The sequence below is a fragment of the Serratia sp. CY44782 genome, from assembly GCF_052168715.1.
In the GTDB taxonomy this organism is placed as follows: Bacteria; Pseudomonadota; Gammaproteobacteria; order Enterobacterales; family Enterobacteriaceae; genus Serratia; species Serratia nevei.
In genome coordinates this window covers 209,461-226,799 of sequence record NZ_JBJNME010000006.1, presented here as the reverse complement: position 1 = coordinate 226,799, position 17,339 = coordinate 209,461, and the positions used below count along the sequence as shown (strand labels likewise).

Below are 17,339 nucleotides of genomic sequence, written 5' to 3'. Positions count from 1 at the left end.
GCCGCGCCCTCATTGATAACGAATCGCTGGGTTGATCGCCGCGTACAGCATATCCACCAACAGGTTGATCAGGATGAACTCCAGCGAGAACAGCAGCACCTCGGCCTGGATCACCGGGTAATCGCGCATCTCCACCGAGTCCACCAGCAACCGCCCCAGCCCCGGCCAATTGAACACCTTCTCCACCACGATCGAACCGCCGAGCAGGAAACCGAACTGCAGCCCCATCATGGTCACCACCGGGATCATCGCGTTGCGCAGGCCGTGCTTCATCACCACCACGCTTTCCCGCACGCCCTTGGCGCGCGCGGTGCGCATGTAGTCCTCCTGCAGTACCTCGACGAACGAAGCGCGGGTGAAGCGCGCCATCACCGCCGCCACCGCCGCCCCCAGGGTGATCGAAGGCAGAATGTAGTGCCGCCAGCTGTCGGCGCCCACCGTCGGCAGCCACCCCAGCTCGACCGAGAATACCTGCATCAGCAGCATGCCGAGCGCAAAGGCCGGGAACGAGATCCCCGACACCGCCAGCGTCATGCCGAGGCGATCCGGCCAGCGGTTGCGCCACACCGCCGACACCACGCCGATCGCCAAGCCGAACGCCACCGCCCACAGCATGCTGGTGACGGTCAGCCAGAAGGTCGGCATAAAGCGCGAGGCGATCTCTTCGCTCACCGGGCGTTTGGACACCATCGAGATGCCGAAGTCGCCCCGCAGCGCGTTGACGAAGAAGTGCGCGAACTGCTGCGGCAGCGGCTTATCCAGCCCCAAATCCTTGCGCACCAGCTGCACCACCGCCTCGTCGGCCTCCGGCCCCGCCGCCAGCCGCGCCGGATCGCCCGGCAACAGGTGGACGAACAGGAACACCAGCACCGCCACGATCAGCAGCGTCGGGATCAGGCCCAGCAGTCGTTTCAGAAAATAATTGAGCATCTCATTCCTTCCCCCGCCCGCCGCCGCTTGGCCGCAGGCGGGGATGGGCGCCTTATTTCAGATCGGCGTTATCAAAGTTGAACGAGGTATCCGGCATCACGTAGAAGCCGCTCAGCTGTTTGCTGTTGGCCGACAACAGACGTTCGGTCGCCAGGAAGATCCAGGGCGCGTCGGCCCAGATGCGATCCTGCGCGTCCTGATACAGTTTCTGCTTCTCGGCGCGATCGGTGGTCGCCAACGCGTCGGTCAGATCCTTGTCCACCTGCGGGTTGCTGTAGAACGCGGTGTTGAACTGCTTCGGCGGCGCCGCCTGGGTAGAGAACAGCGGCGACAGCGCCCAGTCCGCTTCCCCGGTCGAGGCCGACCAGCCGGTGTAGAACAGCCGCACCCCGGTGTCCTTCACCCCGACACTCTCCACCTGCGCCGCACGCTGCCCGGCATCCATCGCCGTCACCGTCACTTTCACCCCCACCTGCGCCAGCTGCTGTTGGGTGAACTGCAGCACCTTCTGCGCGGTGCTGTGGTTGTGGGAAGACCACAGCGTGGTGGTGAAGCCGTTCGGGTAGCCGGCCTCTTTCAGCAGCTCGCGCGCCTTGGCCGGATCGTACGGCCACGGCTTATAGCGGGCGGCGAAGTCGATCGCCGGCGGCACCGGGCCTTCCGCCGGCACCGCGTAACCGGCGAACGCCACCTTGATCAGCGCGTCCTTGTTGATGGCGTAGTTCAGCGCCTGGCGCACCTTCGGGTTGTCGAACGGCTTTTGGGTGACGTTCATGCTGATGTAACGCTGCAGGATCGACGGGGCTGCCACTACGTCCAACTTGGCGTTGCCCTCCAGCACCTTGGCCTGCTCGTAAGGGATCGGGAAGGCGAAGGTCGCCTCGCCGGTCTGCAGCATCGCCGCGCGGGTGTTGTTATCCACCACCGGTCGCCAGGTGATGCTGTCGAGCTTCGGCAGCCCCGGCTGCCAGTAGCCGTCGAACTTCTTCACCTTGACGAAATCGGTCTGGTTCCAGGTCACGAACTGATACGGCCCGGTACCAACCGGGTGGAAACCGATCTCCTTGCCGTATTGCTTCAGCGCCGCCGGCGAGATGATCGCCGCCGCCGGGTGCGCCAGGTTGTTGACGAACGCCGAGAACGGCGCCTTCAGCACGATCTTCACCGTATTGGCGTCCACCGCCTCGGTTTTGTCGATCATCTTAAACAGGTTGTAGCGCTTGAGGTGGCTGTCCGGGTTGCTGGCGCGATCGAGGTTGATCTTCACCGCTTCGGCGTTGAACGCGGTGCCGTCGTGGAATTTAATCCCCTGGCGCAGTTTGACCGTGTAGGTCAGGCCGTCTTTGCTGACCTCATAGCTGTCCGCCAGCACGTTCACCAGCTTCATGTCCTTATCGAAGCCGAACAGCCCCTGATAGAAAGACTTGGCCACCGCCTGCGACAGCGTGTCGTTGGCGTCGTAAGGATCGAGGGTGGTGAAGTTGGAGGCCACGGCGATCACCGCGTCCTTCGCCGCCCAGACCGGGCCGGTTCCGGCCGCCAGCAGTACGGCGGCCAACAGCGCATTGCGTTTGAATGTGTGCTTCATGTCGCTTGTCTCTCCTGAGGTCTTTAAAAAGCACCGGCGATCGGGTGGCGGGCGACAAAGTGCCCAGCGCCAACCTGCACCAGCGGTGCGGTAACGGGTTCATCGCCCAGCGCGCGCACCGGGCTCGGGATCTCATCTGCCGGCAGCGGCTGCCGTTTGTGGGCATGAGCGGGATCGGCCACCGGCACCGCCGCCATCAGCTTGCGGGTGTAGGGGTGCTGCGGATTGTCGAACACCGCCTGCCGTGGGCCGATCTCGACGATCTGCCCGAGGTACATCACCGCCACCCGGTGGCTGATGCGCTCCACCACCGCCATATCGTGTGAAATAAACAGAAAAGCGATGCCGAACTCGCGCTGCAGATCGAGCAACAGATTGACGATCTGCGCCTGAATCGACACGTCCAGCGCCGAGACTGCCTCGTCGGCGATCACCACTTTCGGGTTCAGCGCCAGCGCACGCGCGATGCAGATACGCTGGCGCTGGCCGCCGGAGAATTCGTGCGGGTAGCGGCGCGCATGCTCCGGCAGCAGGCCGACGCGTTCCAATAGCCAGGCCACCCGCCGCTCCGCCTCCCGGCCGCGCATTACGTTGTGTACCAGCAGCGGCTCCATGATGGAAAAACCGACCGTCAGGCGCGGATCGAGCGAGGCGTAGGGATCTTGAAAGATGAACTGAATATCGCGCCGCAGGTGCTGCAGCGCCGACCCCTTCAATTGGTCTATCCGCCGCCCGGCGAAGGTGATGGTGCCGCTCTGGCTGTCCACCAGCTTCAGCAAAGAGCGCCCGGTGGTGGACTTGCCGCAGCCGGACTCGCCCACCAGCCCCAGCGTCTCGCCGGGGTAAAGATCGAAACTGACGTTTTCCACCGCGTGCACCCGGCGAGTGATCCGATTGAACAGTCCGCCGCGCAGATCAAAGCGCGTAACCAGATGCTCCACCCGCAGGATCGGCGCGGCGCTGGGCGGCACGGTATCCTGCGGCACCGTATCCCCCTCGCTGCCCGGCAGCGGAAATTTCGCCGGCAGTGGCCGATCGGCCATCGCCCCCAACTTCGGCACCGCCGCCAACAGCGCCCGGGTATAGGCCTGTTGCGGCGCGGCAAACAGCTCGCGCACCCGATTCTGTTCTACCTGTTCGCCGCGGCGCATCACCAGCACCCGATCGGCGATCTCCGCCACCACGCCCATGTCGTGAGTAATGAAGATCACCCCCATCTGCAATTCTTGCTGCAGCACGCGGATCAGCTGCAGGATCTGCGCCTGAATGGTGACGTCGAGGGCGGTGGTGGGTTCATCGGCGATCAGCAGCGCCGGTTTGCAGGATAGCGCCATGGCGATCATCACCCGCTGGCGCATGCCGCCGGAAAGCTGGTGCGGGTAGCGCCCCAGCACCTCTTTGGCCTCCGGAATGCGCACCAGATCGAGCATGCGCAGCGCCTCCTGGCGCGCGCTGCGGCGATCCATGCGCTGATGCAGGCGCAGCGATTCGGCAATCTGCTCGCCGACCGGAAATACCGGGTTGAGCGAAGTCATCGGCTCCTGGAAGATCATCGCCATATCGGCGCCGCGCACCGTGCGGAGCGTGCTCTGTGAGGCGCGCGCCAGATCGAGCAGCGCGCCGTCGCGCTGGCGCAGCGTCATGGCGCCGCCGACGATGCGCCCGCCACCCTGCTCCACCAGTCGCATAAGCCCCAGCGAAGTCACCGATTTGCCGGAGCCGGACTCACCGACGATCGCCAGCGTCTCGCCGCGATCGAGATCGAACGACAGGTTGCGCACCGCTGCCACGGCGCCGTCCGGTTGAGGAAAGCTGATGCTCAGATCGCGCACCGTCAACACCCGCTGCGGCGGCAATGACAACCCGTTGTCGGCGGGCCGGAATGAAACGTCGGTCATGCACCCTCCCGGTGAACGCTTAGCGGTAAATCCCGACGGACGGCGCATCGCCGACATAGCCAAAACCGCGATACATCCCCTCGCAGTTGAACGGCAGCGCGATATTGCCGTGGCGATCGACGGCGATCATGCCGCCGCTGCCGCCCAGTGCCGGCAACTTCTCCATCACCACCCGATCGCTGGCGGCCTGCAGGCTGAGGCCGCCATATTCGATCAGGGCGGAGACGTCATAGGCCGCCACGCCGCGCATGAAGATTTCGCCGGTGCCGGTGCTGGAGACTGCCACCGTGGCGTTGTTGGCATAGCAGCCGGCGCCGATAATCGGCGTATCACCTACCCGCCCGGCCTGCTTGTTGGTCATGCCGCCGGTGGAAGTGGCGGCGGCGAGGTTGCCCAGCGCATCGAGCGCCACCGCACCGACGGTGCCGAATTTGCGATCGGGATCGAGCGGCTCGCCGGCCTGCGCCGCACCGTCGTGATCGAGCAATACCCGGCCCTGCTCCGCTTGGGCGCGGTGCAGCTGATCGAAACGTTCCTGGGTAAAGAAGAAATCGGGAGCGACCATTTCCAGGCCGTGGGCTGAGGCAAACTTCTCGGCGCCTTCGGCGGCAAACAGCACGTGTTCGCTGTTTTCCAGCACCGCGCGCGCCGCCAGCACCGGGTTGCGGATACGGCTGACGCCGGCGACGGCGCCGGCATCGCAGGTACGGCCGTCCATCACGCAGGCATCCAGCTCGTGGGTGCCCTGATGGGTAAACACCGAGCCTTTGCCGGCGTTGAACAACGGGCACTCTTCGAGCAACCGCACCGCTTCGGTCACCGCGTCCAGCGCGCTGCCCCCCTGTGCCAGTACCGCCTGCCCGGCGGCCACGATCTCGGACAGCGCCTGAATATACTGCCGTTCTTTTTCCGCACTCAGCGCCGCTCGGGTAATTGCGCCCGCGCCGCCATGAATGGCAATCACTGGTTTGCTCATTTGCCTGACACCCTGTGTTAATCCCGCCGTTGCGCAGCGAATAAGCTGAGCGCGGTATCATTATTATTCAGTCTTTTTCGACTCTATTTAGTCCTACAGTGGAAGTACAGCATAACGTCCACGCCTCGCTTTTAGCGTAGCGCGCTTAGACCATTTCGCACCTTGAAATAGCTTATTGGAATAAAAACAGCAGGTTATAAAAAATCAAACCGCTGAACGTGCGGCTGAGATTATTGGTAATTTCGCGTGTGGAAATAGCGGCATGGCGTAAGGAAATAAACGTTCGCGCTGAATAACGCTTATTATGGCGCCCGGCCTGCTGTTTTTTCCCCGGCCGGGCGCAGATGATCCAACGATTAAAAGCCCGATCCAGGCTGCTGTAAAAAGGCCTCTTCTTCCGGCGTGCTGGTGCGCCCCAATATCGCATTGCGATGTGGGTAGCGGCCGAAACGATCGATGATCGCCTTATGGCGCAGCTCGAACTCCAGCTGGTCGCCGTTGTTGAGCTCGGTGTACAGCACCAGGGCCTGTTGGTGGATCAGCGGCGATTCCGAATGCATAAACGGCAGATAAAGGAAGCCGCGCTGCTCGCGGCTCAGCCGTTCGCACTCGCCGCTGCGGATCGCCTCCTGCGCCAGGATCAGCGCCATGCCATCGCAGGCGAACGACTGAGGCGTGCCGCGGAACAGGTTGCGGCTGAACTGATCGAGCACGATCACCTCCGCCAAGCGCCCTTCGATGGTGTCGCGCCAGTGTGCCAGCTCGCCCGCCGCCGCCGCCCGCCAGATTTCGCCGAAACGGCTGTGCAGCAGACGATCGAAATCATCATCCTTTTTAAACCACATGACCGGTTCGATCTCGTCGAACCAGAACTCGATAACCTGTTTATGCATGCCTTTTCTCCTCTGTTTTACGCAGTTTATACCCGATCGCCCCAGCGCCGCAGTACGAAAGATGGCAGGCATAACCCGTTCTCCCCCTCGGCGTTCTCTGCCATAATACCCGCACTTTGTCGCTACTTTAGCGCACCCTGATTACGGAGTTCCCCTTATGGATCATTGCCATACTTCCGATCTCATTTCCCTGGAGCAAGCACTGGAAAAAATGCTCGGGCAGATCGCCCCACTGCAGCAGACCGAATCCGTTGCCCTGACCGCCGCCGCCGGTCGCATCACCGCCGCGCCGGTCGTCTCGCCGCTCGACGTGCCGCCGTTCGCCAACTCGGCGATGGACGGCTATGCGCTGCGCCTCGCCGATCTCGCGGCCAATGCGCCGCTGCCGGTCGCCGGTAAGGCCTTCGCCGGTGCGCCGTTCGACGGCCAATGGCCAGCCAACAGCTGCGTGCGCATCATGACCGGCGCCCCGATCCCGGCCGGGGCGGACGCGGTGGTCATGCAGGAGCAGGCAGAGGTGAGCGACCAGGGCGTGCGTTTTACCGCACCGGTTGAAGCCGGCCAGAATATCCGTCTGGCGGGCGAAGACATTCGCCGAGGCGCGAGCGTGTTGCCGGCCGGCGTGAAGCTGGGTGCCGCGCAGCTGCCGCTGCTGGCTTCGCTTGGCGTCGCCGAAGTGCAGGTAATGCGTAAGCTGAAGGTGGCGGTGTTCTCTACCGGCGATGAACTGCAGCCAGTCGGCCAGCCGCTGCAGGCGGGCCAAATCTACGACACCAACCGTTTCGCGGTGCGCCTGATGCTGGAACAGCTGGGCTGCGAGGTGCTCGATCTCGGCATTATCCGCGACGATCGCGATGCGCTGCGCGCCGCTTTCGAGCGGGCGGACAGCCAGGCCGACGTGGTGATCAGCAGCGGCGGCGTCTCGGTCGGCGAGGCCGACTACACCAAACAGATGCTCGACGAGCTGGGCCAGGTTAGCTTCTGGAAGCTGGCGATCAAACCCGGCAAACCCTTCGCCTTCGGCAAGCTGGGCCACGCCTGGTTCTGCGGCCTGCCGGGCAACCCGGTTTCCGCCGCCCTGACCTTCTACCAGCTGGTGCAGCCGCTCCTGGCGAAGCTGGCCGGCCACAGCGACTGGCGCCTGCCGCCGCGCCTGCGGGCGCGCGCATTGACGCCGCTGAAGAAATCGCCGGGCCGCCTCGATTTCCAGCGCGGCGTGTTCAGCAGCAACGCCGCGGGCGAACTGGAGGTCAGCACCACCGGCCACCAGGGCTCGCACGTCTTCAGCTCCTACAGCCAGGGCAACTGTTTCATCGTGCTGGAGCGCGAACGCGGTTCGGTGGCGGTAGGCGAAACGGTGGAGATCGAGCCGTTCAACGCCCTGCTGAGGAGCTGAGCATGCTGCCGGAATTGACCGACGCCGAAGCGCTGCGCTACAACCGCCAGATCGTGCTGCGCGGCTTTGACTTCGACGGCCAGGAGAAGCTGAAGGCCGCCCGCGTGCTGATCGCCGGGCTGGGCGGGCTGGGTTGTGCCGCCGCGCCTTACCTGGCGGCGGCCGGCGTCGGCCATCTGGTACTGGTGGATTTCGACACCGTCTCGCTCTCCAACCTGCAGCGCCAGATCCTGCACCGCGACGATCGCATCGGCCAGAGCAAAGTCGCCTCCGCCAGGCAGGAACTGAGCGCCATCAACCCGCATATCCGCATCGACGCGATCGACGGCCGTTTGGAAGATGAGGCGGTTGCGGCAGAGATCGCCGCCTGCGATCTGGTGCTGGACTGCACCGACAACGTGGCGGCGCGCGACGCCCTGAATCGCCTGTGCCACGCGCAGCAGAGGCCGCTGGTTTCCGGCGCGGCGATCCGCATGGAAGGCCAGCTCAGCGTGTTCACCTATCAACCGGGCGAGCCCTGCTACCGCTGCCTGAGCCGGCTGTTCGGCGACAGCACCCTCACCTGCGTCGAAGCGGGCGTGATGGCCCCACTGGTCGGCACTATCGGTACCCTGCAGGCGATGGAAGCCATTAAGCTGCTGGCAGACTATGGTCAGCCGCTGCACGGCAAGCTGTTGATGTTCGATGCGATGAGCATGCAGTTCCGCGAGATGAAACTGCCGAAGGATCCGCACTGCGAGGTGTGTGGCGGAGAATGACGGATAAAAAAAGGGCGGGATAATTCCCGCCCTGATGCGTTGCCGTGAGGGTTACACGATGCCCTGGCTGCGCAGATAGTCTTCGTAGTTGCCGGTAAAGTCGATCACCTTGTTCGGGGTGATTTCCAGAATGCGCGTCGCCAGCGAGCTGACGAACTCACGGTCGTGGGAGACGAAGATCAGCGTGCCTTCGTACATCTCCAGCGCCATGTTCAGCGATTCGATGGATTCCATATCCAGGTGGTTGGTCGGTTCGTCCATCACCAGAATATTCGGGCGCTGCATCATCAGCTTGCCGAACAGCATGCGGCCCTTCTCACCACCGGACAGCACCTTCACTTTCTTCTTGATGTCGTCCTGGCTGAACAGCAAACGGCCCAGCACGCTGCGCACCGCCTGCTCGTCGTCTTTTTCCTGCTTCCACTGGCTCATCCAGTCGAACACGGTCAGCGTATCGTCGAACTCGTATTCGTGATCCTGCGCGTAGTAACCGATACGGGCGTTTTCCGACCACTTCACGGTGCCGCTGTCCGGCTGCGTGTCACCCACCAGCGTTTTCAGCAGGGTGGTTTTACCGATGCCGTTGGCGCCCAGCACCGCAACCTTCTCACCCACTTCCACCATCAGGTTCAGCTTGCTGAACAGCGGGCCGTTGTCGAAGCCCTTGGTGAGCGCTTCCACTTCCAGCGCGTTACGGAACAGCTTCTTGTCCTGATCGAAACGGATGAACGGGTTCTGGCGGCTGGAGGCCTTCACTTCTTCCAGCTGGATCTTGTCGATCTGGCGGGCACGCGAGGTGGCCTGCTTGGATTTGGAGGCGTTGGCGCTGAAGCGGCTGACGAACGATTGCAGCTCGTTGATCTGCGCCTTCTTCTTGGCGTTGTCGGCCAGCAGACGCTCACGCGCCTGGGTGGCGGCGGTCATGTATTCGTCGTAGTTGCCCGGATAAACGCGCAGTTCGCCGTAGTCCAGATCCGCCATGTGGGTGCAGACCATGTTCAGGAAGTGACGGTCGTGCGAGATGATGATCATGGTGCTATTGCGTTCGTTCAGCACCTGCTCCAGCCAGCGAATGGTATCGATGTCCAGGTTGTTCGTCGGTTCGTCGAGCAGCAGAATCTCCGGATCGGAGAACAGCGCCTGCGCCAGCAACACGCGCAGCTTCCAGCCCGGCGCGATTTCGCTCATCGGGCCGTAGTGCTGTTCCACCGGAATGCCGACGCCAAGCAGCAGTTCGCCGGCGCGCGCTTCGGCGGTGTAACCGTCCATCTCGCCGTAGGCGACTTCCAGATCGGCCACTTTATAGCCGTCTTCTTCGCTCATCTCCGCCATGGCGTAGATGCGGTCGCGCTCTTCCTTCACCGCCCACAGCTCGGTGTGGCCCATTATCACGGTGTCCAGCACGCTGTATTGTTCGAAGGCGAACTGATCCTGACGCAGTTTACCCAGGCGCTCGTTCGGATCGAGGAACACGTTGCCGCCGGTCGGCGCCAAATCGCCGCCGAGGATTTTCATAAAGGTGGACTTGCCGCAGCCGTTGGCGCCGATCAGGCCATAACGGTTGCCGCCGCCGAATTTGACAGAGATGTTTTCAAACAACGGCTTGCTGCCGAACTGCATGGTGATGTTGTTGGTGCTTAACACAGCGCTCGCTCTTTATACATAGGGAATGTGATTTGGCGCGCATTATGCCACAACGGGGTGCAGAGATCGCGGGAAGTTTTGGTGACATTTTGAGCGGCGCCGACGGATGAATCATACCTGCGTTGGATAATACCGATGAAAGTCACGGGGAGGCTTCGCTCAGCAAACCGTACAATAGCTCGAACAAATTCACAAAACATATTAATTATCGGTATTAATTAAAATAAAAAATGAAATACATTCTCGCCAGATACCGCACCAGGTAAGAATAAATCGCACCTGAATACCTCTTGAGAATCATTGATACAGTCAACACACTTCTATTTAATTCTATTTCTTGCCGACTATCGCCACATATTCTGCTATACGCGACATTTTGTGACCCCCTTCTTAAATGCCAGGATTTTTTCGATGATTAATGCGCTACAGCTCACTAAATCGGCACTAAATCACCTCACTGCCACACGTTATAAATTCAAAAAAAACATATAAATACAAAATCTTAAAAAAATCAAACCCGCGTTATCCCGTTAACCGCCCTCATATTGCACAGGGTTGTACATACAAGTATATGTAAAGGAGACGTTGCCATTCTGTTGCCGCTTCGGGCGGCGGTTATCGCCGTCCCGGATAATGCCACCACGGCCAGAAAATAATAACAACACACCGTCCACCTATCGCGAGAGATAACGATGAACACTGCTGAAAAAACCTTGCCCAAAAGCCAAACGGCAGAGAAAGGCGCGGTAAATTACAAAGTCATTGTCGGCGCCAGCCTGGGCAACGGCCTGGAGATTTTCGACTTCACCGTATACAGCTTCTTTGCCGCCATCATCGGCAAACTCTATTTTCCCAGCGACAGCGCCTACGGCTCTTTGTTGATGTCGGTGGCGGTGTTCGGCGTCGGCTTTATCATGCGCCCGCTGGGCAGCATGGTGCTGGGCGCCTATGCCGACCGGGTCGGCCGCAAGGCCGCCATGCTGATGACCATCGTGCTGATGGGCGTCGGCACCGCCCTGATTGCCTTCGCGCCAACCCATGCGCAAATCGGCGTTCTGGCGCCGGTGCTGATCGTAGTCGGTCGCCTGATTCAGGGCTTCGCCGCCGGCGGTGAAGTGGGCTCAGCGACTACGCTACTGCTGGAGTCCGCCGGGGCCAATCAGCGCGGCTTTTTCGTCAGTTGGCAGGCGATCAGCCAGGGCGTCAGCGCCCTGCTCGGCGCCTCTTGCGGGCTGGCGCTCACCTATTTTCTGCCGGAAGACGCGCTGTATGCCTGGGGCTGGCGCGTGCCGTTCATCATCGGCTTGTTGATCATTCCCGTCGGCGTGTATATCCGTAAGCATCTGGAAGAGACCCACGGCGGTGAACAACCAAATCCTGCGCAACCGCCGCTGAATCCGGTATGGGATCTGGTGAGCAACCATGCCAAAGACCTGTTGCTGGGGGTGCTGGTCATCATGTCCGGCACCGTGATGGTCTACGTGGTGCTGCTGTATATGCCGACCTACATGATGCAGACCTACCACATTGCCGGCCCGACCGCCTATCTGTTCAGCTGCATCGCCTCTGTGGTACAGATCGTGGCGGTCTATTGCGCCGGGCGCTATGTTGATCGGATACAGAATTACAAAAGACCGCTGCTGTTCTCCATCTTTGCGGCGCTGATCCTGATTTACCCGACATTCTGGTTCCTCAGCACCACGCAAACTCTGTGGTTGGCGATCGTTTTCCGCATCCTGCTTATCGGCGCGCTGGGGATCAATATGCTGTCGAGCACCATGCTGATCGTCTCGGCGCTGCCGCGCCGCGTGCGCGCCACCGGCACCTCGATGATCTACGCCTTTGGCGTGACGCTGTTCGGCGGCTCGGCGCAGCTGATCGTCACTTGGTTGCTGGATGTCAGCGGCAACCCGCTGGCGCCGGCGTGGTACGTAACCGGCATGTTGACCGTCAGCCTGATAGCCACTCTGTTGTTCCGGGAGCGCCACACCAACTAGGGCCCATGGGTGGCCAGTCAGCGCAGTTGCTTCTCCAGCCACGCGCGCATGTCCGCCACCACCCGCTCCATCTCGCTGGCGCCATTTTCGCGCCGCATCACATGGTCCAATGCCGGATAATTCAGGTAGGTGATATTCGTTTTACCGTCGGCCCGCAGCTCGGCGATCATTTTCCCGACCGCTCCCGGCGAAACGGCGCGATCCTGGTCGCCCTGCACGATCAGCACCGGCGTCTTGATGCTGCGCAGGGTGGCGAGCTGATCGATGTTCAGCATGCCATGCCACCAGTCATAGCCATGATCGCTGGCGTTCAGGGCGAACGGCGGCGCCGTCATCACCTGCTGTAAAAATGCGTTCAGCCCGGCCACCTCTTCCTTCGGCGCGCCGGCAGCGCTGTGCCGCACGTCGTCGACAAACCAGCGCCCACCGCCGCTGAACGCGAGGGTGGCATCAACCAGGCCCGAGGAGGCCGTCACCAGATTGGCGATCACCGCCCCTTCGCTGCCCCCCAGCACCGCGACCTTTTGATAGCCGTTGCGCGCAATCACCGCCTTCAGCACCTGAGTGACATCACTCACCCGCCGCTGCGGCGTGTCATGCTGTACAAAAGCGTCCGGGCAATCCTGCCGCGGGACTTCTTCACGGTACGGCAACCGGTCGTCGATGCCGTATTTCTCCACCGTCAGCAGGTCTGCGGCGGGGAACACCTGCCGCAACGGCGCCAGCAGGCGGATATGCCGTACGCTGTTGCAATCCGATCCTTGCAGGATCACCAACAGCGCCGCCGACGATTGCCCGGGCACCGCGGCGTCCAGATAGTAATGAATACTCGAACCGTCTTCCCTGGGCAGCGTCAGCGCCGCAGGTTGCGCCATCGCCAGCCCGCTCCACAGCGCCAATGCGCTCAGCATACCCGTCGCCAGTCTCATTACTTGCTCCTCTTCCCTGTTACGTTCGGTTAATTCGCCTTTTCTGGTCTACGCTTCATGCCAACCACTTTTCTGACAGGGAAGCGCTACCATGCCGCACCTCTATAACACCGCGCTGCTGATCGGCGCCGCGCTGAGCGCCATCGCCGCGCTGCTGCATATCTGGGTGATCGCCGCCGGGCCGCGCGGCTACCGGCTATGCGGCGCCGGCGATCGCTTCATTAAGGCGGCGGAAGCGGGTAAAAAGTTCCCGGCCGTCGTCACCGCCGGTATCGCGCTGGTGCTGTTTATTTGGGCGCTGTATGCGCTTTCCGGCGCGGGCCTGATCGCGCCGCTGCCGCTGCTGCGGCCCGCGCTGTTTATCATTACCTTCATCTACCTGCTGCGCGGCGTCGCCGGCCCCTTCGCCCTGCGCGATACCGGCCGCAGCCAGCGCTTTATCGTCGTCAGCTCGCTGATTTGCCTCGGCTTCGGGCTGGTGCATCTGCTGGGGATGACGCAGCGCTGGGGGGCGTTGGCGTAACGCCCTGTTCCTGCAAGACGGCAATAAACGCCTGCGCGGCGGCGCTGCGGTAAGCGCCTTTGCGCTGCAGCCACACCGCCTGCCGCACCGGCATGGCGTTGGCCAATGCCACTTTTTTCAACTGCCGATTCTCGCGCGCAATGGCGGCCGGCAGCAGCGTGGCGAGCTGCCCGCGCTGCACGATCTCGACGATGGCGCCCAGCGCGTTGGCCTCCACCGCCACCTGCGGCCGAAATCCCAGCTGCGTGCAGTAGCGATCGATAAACTGCCGCGTGGCGAAGTCGCCGCTCAGCAAGGCCAGCGGCAGATGTTGCCACTCCGCCAGCGTCAGCGGCCGGCGATGAGACGCCAGGGGATGGTCGGCGCCGACCATCAGCTCCAGCGTCTCGCTGAACAACGCCGCCGCTTCCACCTCCGCCGACTGCGCCATCTCGAAGGCGATGCCCAGATCCAGCCTATCCTGCGCCAGCAGCGCCTCAATTCGCTCTTGCGCCATCTCCTCAATGCTCAGGGTAATCCCCGGGTAGCGGCGGTAGAACGCATCGATCGCCGGCCCCACCAGATAGGCGGTGAAGGTCGGCGTCATCGCCAGCCGCAAATGGCCGCGCGCCAGCGTCGCCACGTCATGGATCGCCCGCGCGCCGGCGTCCAGATCTTGCAACGCCAGCCGCGCATAGCGCATCCACGCCTCACCGGCGTCGGTCAGGCGCACGGCTCTGCCGCTGCGATCGAACAGCGGCGCCCCCAGAGTGTCTTCCAGCTGCTTGATCTGTTGAGACAGCGTCGGTTGCGAGACGTGCAGCGCTTCGGCGGCGCGGGTGAAGTTGCCCTGTTCGGCAACGGCCAGAAAATAACGGATGTGTCGCAGCAGCATAGCGCCCCAGCTATTAGTAAAACCTATAGCTGGCATTATAAATGGGTCTTAGACCCTATAGCCAGAAGCGTTCATCATGCCGCCATCGCATAACGACACCCAATGGAGAAACGGATGAAAGAGGTGATTGAAGGCTTCCTGAAGTTCCAGCGCGAAGCCTTTGTTGAACGCACGGCGCTGTTTCAGCAGTTGGCGACCCGCCAAAACCCGCGCACCCTGTTTATCTCATGTTCCGACAGCCGCCTGGTGCCGGAGCTGGTCACCCAGCGCGAGCCGGGGGATCTGTTCGTGATCCGCAACGCCGGTAACATCGTGCCTTCTTTCGGCCCCGAACCCGGCGGGGTTACCGCCTCGGTCGAGTACGCCGTCGCCGCGCTGGGCGTGGAGGATATCGTGATCTGCGGCCATTCCGACTGCGGCGCGATGACCGCCATCGCCACCTGCCAGTGTCTGGAGCACCTGCCGACGGTCGCCGGCTGGCTGCGTTACGCCGATTCCGCGAAGGCGGTCAATCAGGCTTATCCGCACGCCTCCGACGAGGCCCGGGTCGCGTCGATGGTGCGCGAAAACGTCATCGCCCAGCTCAACAACATCAAAACGCACCCTTCCGTCGCCCTGGCGCTGGATCAGGGCCGCCTGACGCTGCACGGCTGGGTCTATGACATCGCCAGCGGCGCTATCGAGGCGCTGGACGGCGAAACCCGCCGCTTCGTGCCGCTCGCCACCCATCCCGACGTGACCGCCACCCCGGCGATCGCCCGTTTTTAAGCCAACAAAAGGAGCTAACATGACACACTCTCTGCATAACGCCGCCCCGCGCGAAGCGCTCACCGACACCATTATGGTCGCCAAGATCCGCCATAACCTGACTTTCGACGCGCTGGCCGAGGGCACCGGTCTCAGCCTGGCGTTCGTCACCGCCGCGCTGCTGGGGCAGCATGCGCTGCCGGAACCGGCGGCGCGCACGGTAGCGGCCAAGCTGGGGCTGGACGAAGAGGCGGTGCTGTTGCTGCAAACCATCCCGCTGCGCGGCAGCATTCCCGGCGGCGTGCCGACCGATCCGACCATTTATCGCTTCTATGAAATGCTGCAGGTTTACGGCTCCACGCTGAAAGCGCTGGTGCACGAGCAGTTCGGCGACGGCATCATCAGCGCCATCAACTTCAAGCTGGATATCAAAAAGGTCGCCGATCCGGACGGTGGCGAACGCGCAGTGATCACCCTGGACGGCAAATACCTGCCGACCAAGCCTTTCTGATTGGCCTTGTGCCGGCGGCCCGCGCCGCCGGCAAATTGACAGCCAACCGGCCATTGGCTACATTAACTGCGCTGAAACGCCGCCCTGGCGTTTTTCACTGCCCGAGGCCTGTATGTTGGAGATTGTAACCACCCGATAGTCGCTTCCTTGCCGTATGGCGAGGGACTCTGACGTATCCGACGCGCGTTTGCGCGGGGATGCGCGTATCTGGGGTTATTACAGGATCTCCCAACATGAACATTTCCAAAGCGGAACAACGCGTGCTGCACGTGTTGGCCAAAGGCGGCTATATCGCCTTCACCCGCAACGACGCCGGTCGCGTCACCCACGTCGAATGCTACACCCGCGAAGGGCTCGGCCTGGCCGACTGCTCACTGGCCGTCTTCACCAAACTCAAAACCAAACGCCTGATCCTCTCTCGCCAGGGGCGCCCTTATCGCGTCACCTTCGCCGGGCTCAAGGCCGTGCGTGCGCAGCTGGATAACCGTTAATCATCGATACCGGCCGGGCAGGTAGCCCGGTCGGCTCAGCCTTATTTAATCAGGATACAACCATGAACATCACTTTACGCCACGAAACGCCGGCCGACGTCGACGCCATCGCCACCCTGACCGCCGCCGCGTTCCTGCATGCCGAACACAGCAGCCACACCGAGCAGTTTATCGTCAACGCGCTGCGCGCGGCAGGCGCTCTCACCCTGTCGCTGGTCGCTGAGCACAATGGCACACCGATCGGGCACGCGTCCGTCTCGCCGGTCATACTCAGCAACGGCACCGCCGGTTGGTACGGGCTGGCGCCGGTGTCGGTGCTGCCGGCCAGTCAGAGCCGGGGGATCGGCAGCCGGCTGATCCGCCAGCTATTGGCCGAGCTGCAGGAACGGCACGCCGCAGGCTGCGTGGTGCTGGGCGATCCGAACTATTACGGCCGTTTCGGCTTCCAGGCGCAGACCGCGCTGACCCTGCCGGGCGTGCCGCAAGACTACTTCCGCGCCATTGCCTTCCAGGGCACGCTGCCGTGTGCGGAAGTCGCCTTCCACAACGCGTTTAACGCCGAATCCTAACCCTGTTGCCGGCGCCGTCATGGCGCCGGTTTTCAGTTCTGTTCGCCATAACGCAAGACGGTCATCCCTTCCTCTTCCGCCGGGGGAACAAAGTACTGTGCCAGGCGCTCAAACTCCGCTTCGCTCAGTGTAAACGGGTGCTCACCGCGCGCGTTTCTCAGCGTTATCCGGCTCAGGCACTGCGCATGGCTGACGTCGAGAAAATGCAGGCAGTGCGCGACGCCGGCCTCCTCCGCCAACGCTTTGGCCCAGCGCCGCCTGTCCGGCGTATTCATCGGGAAATCGAGCGCCACGGACCAGCCGCCGCGCAGCAGCTGAACAAGGTGCCCGCCCAGCGCCCGCCGTAACCGTTCGGAACAGCGCGCATAGTCTTGCAGGCTGGCCATCTCCTGTTCATACAGCGTCGCCAGCCACGCATCTTCGACCAGCAACAGCGTTTGCGGTTGCTGCGCCAAACGCTGCGCCAGCGTCGATTTGCCTGCGCCGGCCTTGCCGCACATCAGGTGTAAAACTGCAGGGTAGGCTTTCATGCCGTTCTCCGGTCGTTGCCGGAAGGGGATAAAAAAACCCGCCTTGCCGGCGGGTTTTTTATTGGCGACACACGCGCTATCCCAC

17 protein-coding genes are annotated in these 17,339 nt (G+C 62.4%); 8 read left to right on the top strand and 9 right to left on the bottom strand.

The window, feature by feature from the left end:
- Positions 1-9: 9 nt before the first annotated feature.
- The 5 genes from gsiC to ACJ8HT_RS13430 all read right to left on the bottom strand — a co-directional run bounded on the left by gsiC (position 10) and on the right by ACJ8HT_RS13430 (position 6,285).
- Positions 10-930 carry a glutathione ABC transporter permease GsiC gene (gene gsiC, locus ACJ8HT_RS13450; protein ID WP_038880960.1) on the bottom strand — a complete coding sequence of 307 codons (921 nt, stop codon included), beginning with the start codon at positions 928-930 and terminating at the stop codon, positions 10-12.
- A 52-nt stretch (positions 931-982) separates the two neighbouring features.
- Positions 983-2,518 carry a glutathione ABC transporter substrate-binding protein GsiB gene (gene gsiB, locus ACJ8HT_RS13445; RefSeq protein ID WP_016928459.1) on the bottom strand — a complete coding sequence of 512 codons (1,536 nt, stop codon included), beginning with the start codon at positions 2,516-2,518 and terminating at the stop codon, positions 983-985.
- A 23-nt stretch (positions 2,519-2,541) separates the two neighbouring features.
- The gene (locus ACJ8HT_RS13440; RefSeq protein ID WP_197652129.1) at positions 2,542-4,416 is read right to left on the bottom strand and encodes a dipeptide ABC transporter ATP-binding protein; all 1,875 of its coding nucleotides are present in this window, start codon (positions 4,414-4,416) and stop codon (positions 2,542-2,544) included.
- A 19-nt stretch (positions 4,417-4,435) separates the two neighbouring features.
- Positions 4,436-5,392, bottom strand: a complete 957-nt coding sequence (locus tag ACJ8HT_RS13435) for an isoaspartyl peptidase/L-asparaginase family protein (protein ID WP_194571345.1) — start codon at positions 5,390-5,392, stop codon at positions 4,436-4,438.
- 356 nt (positions 5,393-5,748) lie between these two features.
- Positions 5,749-6,285, bottom strand: a complete 537-nt coding sequence (locus ACJ8HT_RS13430; RefSeq protein ID WP_038880951.1) for a DUF924 family protein — start codon at positions 6,283-6,285, stop codon at positions 5,749-5,751.
- A gap of 157 nt (positions 6,286-6,442) precedes the next feature.
- Between ACJ8HT_RS13430 and moeA the strand changes: the two genes are divergently transcribed.
- Together moeA and moeB are read left to right on the top strand one after the other, a co-directional pair.
- Entirely contained in the window at positions 6,443-7,681 is a 1,239-nt protein-coding gene (gene moeA, locus ACJ8HT_RS13425; RefSeq protein ID WP_047728154.1) for a molybdopterin molybdotransferase MoeA, read from the top strand.
- A 2-nt stretch (positions 7,682-7,683) separates the two neighbouring features.
- The gene (moeB, locus tag ACJ8HT_RS13420) at positions 7,684-8,439 is read left to right on the top strand and encodes a molybdopterin-synthase adenylyltransferase MoeB (protein WP_197652130.1); all 756 of its coding nucleotides are present in this window, start codon (positions 7,684-7,686) and stop codon (positions 8,437-8,439) included.
- Between the two features lie 51 nt (positions 8,440-8,490).
- Here the strand turns inward: moeB and ACJ8HT_RS13415 are convergent, their stop codons facing one another.
- On the bottom strand, positions 8,491-10,083 hold the full coding sequence (locus ACJ8HT_RS13415; RefSeq protein WP_197652131.1) for an ABC-F family ATPase: 1,593 nt from the start codon (positions 10,081-10,083) through the stop codon (positions 8,491-8,493).
- A gap of 692 nt (positions 10,084-10,775) precedes the next feature.
- Here ACJ8HT_RS13415 and ACJ8HT_RS13410 point away from each other — a divergent pair.
- Entirely contained in the window at positions 10,776-12,080 is a 1,305-nt protein-coding gene (locus ACJ8HT_RS13410) for an MFS transporter (RefSeq protein WP_197652132.1), read from the top strand.
- 17 nt (positions 12,081-12,097) lie between these two features.
- Here ACJ8HT_RS13410 and ACJ8HT_RS13405 read toward each other — a convergent pair whose 3' ends face one another.
- Complete coding sequence (locus ACJ8HT_RS13405; RefSeq protein ID WP_194571230.1) at positions 12,098-13,009, bottom strand: alpha/beta hydrolase family protein; 912 nt, start codon at positions 13,007-13,009, stop codon at positions 12,098-12,100.
- 91 nt (positions 13,010-13,100) lie between these two features.
- On the opposite strand from ACJ8HT_RS13405, the gene ACJ8HT_RS13400 reads away from it, so the two are divergent.
- Entirely contained in the window at positions 13,101-13,532 is a 432-nt protein-coding gene (locus ACJ8HT_RS13400; RefSeq protein ID WP_033640893.1) for a hypothetical protein, read from the top strand.
- Here the strand turns inward: ACJ8HT_RS13400 and cynR are convergent.
- Positions 13,456-14,406 (bottom strand): transcriptional regulator CynR, encoded by a 951-nt coding sequence (cynR, locus tag ACJ8HT_RS13395; protein WP_197652133.1) that lies wholly within the window; start codon positions 14,404-14,406, stop codon positions 13,456-13,458. The two genes, ACJ8HT_RS13400 and cynR, sit on opposite strands and share 77 nt — an antisense overlap.
- A gap of 114 nt (positions 14,407-14,520) precedes the next feature.
- Here cynR and ACJ8HT_RS13390 point away from each other — a divergent pair, with 114 nt between their 5' ends.
- The 4 genes from ACJ8HT_RS13390 to ACJ8HT_RS13375 all read left to right on the top strand — a co-directional run bounded on the left by ACJ8HT_RS13390 (position 14,521) and on the right by ACJ8HT_RS13375 (position 16,724).
- Positions 14,521-15,174: a carbonic anhydrase gene (locus tag ACJ8HT_RS13390; protein ID WP_048233124.1), complete on the top strand. Its 654-nt coding sequence runs from the start codon at positions 14,521-14,523 to the stop codon at positions 15,172-15,174.
- A 19-nt stretch (positions 15,175-15,193) separates the two neighbouring features.
- A complete protein-coding gene (cynS, locus tag ACJ8HT_RS13385; RefSeq protein ID WP_060421366.1) occupies positions 15,194-15,664 on the top strand; it encodes a cyanase in 471 nt (156 codons plus the stop codon).
- A 233-nt stretch (positions 15,665-15,897) separates the two neighbouring features.
- Positions 15,898-16,155: a YjhX family toxin gene (locus ACJ8HT_RS13380; protein ID WP_004939031.1), complete on the top strand. Its 258-nt coding sequence runs from the start codon at positions 15,898-15,900 to the stop codon at positions 16,153-16,155.
- Between the two features lie 62 nt (positions 16,156-16,217).
- Complete coding sequence (locus ACJ8HT_RS13375) at positions 16,218-16,724, top strand: GNAT family N-acetyltransferase (protein WP_169318183.1); 507 nt, start codon at positions 16,218-16,220, stop codon at positions 16,722-16,724.
- Positions 16,725-16,756: 32 nt separating this feature from the next.
- Here ACJ8HT_RS13375 and ACJ8HT_RS13370 read toward each other — a convergent pair whose 3' ends face one another.
- Positions 16,757-17,254: an AAA family ATPase gene (locus ACJ8HT_RS13370; RefSeq protein WP_197652134.1), complete on the bottom strand. Its 498-nt coding sequence runs from the start codon at positions 17,252-17,254 to the stop codon at positions 16,757-16,759.
- Positions 17,255-17,339: the final 85 nt, after the last annotated feature.

What these genes read in the sequence shown, in the direction of transcription:
- gsiC (WP_038880960.1), bottom strand. Translation starts at nt 930, where the DNA reads ATGCTCAATTATTTTCTGAAACGACTGCTGGGCCTGATCCCGACGCTG.
- gsiB (WP_016928459.1), bottom strand. Translation starts at nt 2,518, where the DNA reads ATGAAGCACACATTCAAACGCAATGCGCTGTTGGCCGCCGTACTGCTG.
- ACJ8HT_RS13440 (WP_197652129.1), bottom strand. Translation starts at nt 4,416, where the DNA reads ATGACCGACGTTTCATTCCGGCCCGCCGACAACGGGTTGTCATTGCCG.
- ACJ8HT_RS13435 (WP_194571345.1), bottom strand. Translation starts at nt 5,392, where the DNA reads ATGAGCAAACCAGTGATTGCCATTCATGGCGGCGCGGGCGCAATTACC.
- ACJ8HT_RS13430 (WP_038880951.1), bottom strand. Translation starts at nt 6,285, where the DNA reads ATGCATAAACAGGTTATCGAGTTCTGGTTCGACGAGATCGAACCGGTC.
- moeA (WP_047728154.1), top strand. Translation starts at nt 6,443, where the DNA reads ATGGATCATTGCCATACTTCCGATCTCATTTCCCTGGAGCAAGCACTG.
- moeB (WP_197652130.1), top strand. Translation starts at nt 7,684, where the DNA reads ATGCTGCCGGAATTGACCGACGCCGAAGCGCTGCGCTACAACCGCCAG.
- ACJ8HT_RS13410 (WP_197652132.1), top strand. Translation starts at nt 10,776, where the DNA reads ATGAACACTGCTGAAAAAACCTTGCCCAAAAGCCAAACGGCAGAGAAA.
- ACJ8HT_RS13405 (WP_194571230.1), bottom strand. Translation starts at nt 13,009, where the DNA reads ATGAGACTGGCGACGGGTATGCTGAGCGCATTGGCGCTGTGGAGCGGG.
- ACJ8HT_RS13400 (WP_033640893.1), top strand. Translation starts at nt 13,101, where the DNA reads ATGCCGCACCTCTATAACACCGCGCTGCTGATCGGCGCCGCGCTGAGC.
- cynR (WP_197652133.1), bottom strand. Translation starts at nt 14,406, where the DNA reads ATGCTGCTGCGACACATCCGTTATTTTCTGGCCGTTGCCGAACAGGGC.
- ACJ8HT_RS13390 (WP_048233124.1), top strand. Translation starts at nt 14,521, where the DNA reads ATGAAAGAGGTGATTGAAGGCTTCCTGAAGTTCCAGCGCGAAGCCTTT.
- cynS (WP_060421366.1), top strand. Translation starts at nt 15,194, where the DNA reads ATGACACACTCTCTGCATAACGCCGCCCCGCGCGAAGCGCTCACCGAC.
- ACJ8HT_RS13380 (WP_004939031.1), top strand. Translation starts at nt 15,898, where the DNA reads ATGAACATTTCCAAAGCGGAACAACGCGTGCTGCACGTGTTGGCCAAA.
- ACJ8HT_RS13375 (WP_169318183.1), top strand. Translation starts at nt 16,218, where the DNA reads ATGAACATCACTTTACGCCACGAAACGCCGGCCGACGTCGACGCCATC.
- ACJ8HT_RS13370 (WP_197652134.1), bottom strand. Translation starts at nt 17,254, where the DNA reads ATGAAAGCCTACCCTGCAGTTTTACACCTGATGTGCGGCAAGGCCGGC.